This window comes from Gemella bergeri ATCC 700627, from assembly GCF_000469465.1.
Taxonomy (GTDB): domain Bacteria; phylum Bacillota; class Bacilli; order Staphylococcales; family Gemellaceae; genus Gemella; species Gemella bergeri.
On record NZ_KI271832.1, the window covers coordinates 1 to 2,268 of the forward strand.

At 31.9% G+C, this 2,268-nt stretch carries 2 protein-coding genes; both read left to right on the forward strand.

The annotated features are described in order from the left end of the window. The first annotated feature begins 220 nt into the window (after nt 1-220). The gene (locus tag HMPREF1983_RS03685; RefSeq protein WP_040460935.1) at nt 221-907 is read left to right on the forward strand and encodes a YdjY domain-containing protein; all 687 of its coding nucleotides are present in this window, start codon (nt 221-223) and stop codon (nt 905-907) included. 79 nt (nt 908-986) lie between these two features. Next, a complete protein-coding gene (locus tag HMPREF1983_RS03690; RefSeq protein WP_021752953.1) occupies nt 987-2,183 on the forward strand; it encodes a TVP38/TMEM64 family protein in 1,197 nt (398 codons plus the stop codon). The last annotated feature ends 85 nt before the right edge of the window (nt 2,184-2,268 follow it).

Below are 2,268 nucleotides of genomic sequence, written 5' to 3' on the forward strand. Positions count from 1 at the left end.
ATTTTTAAAAGTTAAATTATATTTATTACCGTGTTATTTAAATATAATTTTATCTATCTATAATTTTTATAAAAAAATATTTTTTGTTAAGTAATTAAATTTCCATAAAAAATATTTACCAGTTACTTATATAATAATGTTTTTATCAAAATATTATTGTTTAGTTTTTATATAAATGTTATAATACAAATACAAAAATCATTTCAGGGGGTATTTCGTAATGAAATCGAAAAAAATATTATCTGTCTTAATGTCTGCAGGATTATTAGTTACGCTTGCCGGTTGCAGCAATAGCAACAATAATAATTCATCTACACAAAATTCTAATCAACCTGCTGACTATGTAAAAGGGGTTTCTTTAGATAAACCGCTAAAAGTGGACAAAGAGGCAGGTACTGTCACAGTATTAACTAAAGTTAACGGTAAATATTTCGAGCAATCTACTCGTCATAATTCTGTTGAACAAAGCGGAACCAATGGTGCTAAATCTATCTTTACGGCATTTGTTAAACCGGAAGATTTTTACAATGCACTTATTGAAATCGGCGCTAAACCCGGTGAAAATATGAATGCTAACAATGCAGAAACTACTCACGTTGAAGGTGATATAATCGATACAAAAGTAACTTGGAACGGTGCCAACAAAGATTATGACATTAACGAAGTAGTAAAAGATAGCAACGGTAAAAAAATCGAATTCCATTTCGGCGGAAACTTAAAAACCGCTAAAGCAAAAAATACCGGTTGTCTTTCTTGCTTAGATAGTTGTCCGGTGGGTATTATTTCAAATTCTACTTACACTTATGGAGCTGTTGAAAAACGTAAAGAAGTTAAATTCACAGGTAACCAAGATGTTTTACCGGAAGACGGTACATACGTTGCTGTTATTTATAGTGTAAAAAAATAATTAATTAAATTTATTTTCAGTCGGAGTATCTGCTATTCTGATACTCTCGACTTTTATTTTAAAAGATTGGAGAGATTTAATGAAACGTTTAAGATTACTATTTTACTTCACTACCATTGGAATAGCCTTAGGTTATTTTTTTGCAGTGTTGCTATCATTTTTCGTTCAATATGCAATGTTAGCTGATGAAAGCCTTATAATGTATGTTTGGACGCTATATGGTATTATGACAGGTTTTGTCTTTAAAAAAATCGGTAACAAATATGGATTCTTCATTATCGAAGGACTTATTTTAATAATGATGCTTATCGCCGGTAGAATGAATATTCTATTTTATATTACTAAAGAAGCACTTGGATTAACGTCAGTTAAACAAATTCATACACCGCTTCTTATTATTATCGTACTGGTAAATATTATTAACTTCTACATAGTCTACACTCGCTCTAAATATCAAAAAGTTTATAGTCGTGAAGAACTTAAAAAAATTAAGGAAGAAGAGGTTAAACTTAGCGACTTACGTGAAGTAAATCCGGAAGAAGAAGCTAAACGCAAAAAACAACGTAGAAATGCACGTATTATTACTATTATTGCCTTTGCACTGTTCTTTGCAATTTATTTTACCGTTCCTAGTTTTAAATCAGGAATTAACACGGCATTTGCAACACTATCACAGTTTGATACTAATGCTGTTATTGAGTATCTTCGTAGCTGGGGAGCATGGGCAGCTGTAGTATCATTTATTTTAATGATTTTACAATCAATTGCTGCTCCTATACCGGCATTCTTAATTACGTTATCTAATGCTGCTATTTTCGGTTGGGTCATCGGTGCTATCCTTTCTTGGTCATCTGCCATGGCAGGTGCCGCTGTATGTTTCTATATAGCACGTGGTTTAGGTCGTGATGTTGTTGAAAAATTAACAAGTAAAGGTGCTATGGCTAGTATTGATGTTTTCTTCGAACGTTATGGAGATCGTGCTATTTTAATCTGTCGTTTATTACCGTTTGTATCATTCGATTTTGTCAGTTATGCCGCCGGTTTAACCAATATGGGATTCTGGAAATTCTTTATTGCAACAGGTATCGGGCAACTTCCGGCAACTATCATTTATTCTTATGTTGGAGGTACACTGTCAGGTGGGGCAAGAAATCTGTTTATAGGTTTAATGTGCTTATTCGCACTATCTATCGTAATTGGTATTATGAAAAAAATATACAATGATAAACATAAAAAAGAAGAAGAAAAACACAAAGCCGGTGAAATGGTAAAATAAGATTATAAGTAATTTTCTAACTATTTAAAAAAACTAATTACACCTCTTTTAAAAGTGGGTTGTATAATAAATACGGGGCATGGAA

Bases quoted from the DNA above. Each gene is read 5' to 3' on its own strand.
- HMPREF1983_RS03685 (WP_040460935.1), top strand. From the start codon at position 221: ATGAAATCGAAAAAAATATTATCTGTCTTAATGTCTGCAGGATTATTA.
- HMPREF1983_RS03690 (WP_021752953.1), top strand. From the start codon at position 987: ATGAAACGTTTAAGATTACTATTTTACTTCACTACCATTGGAATAGCC.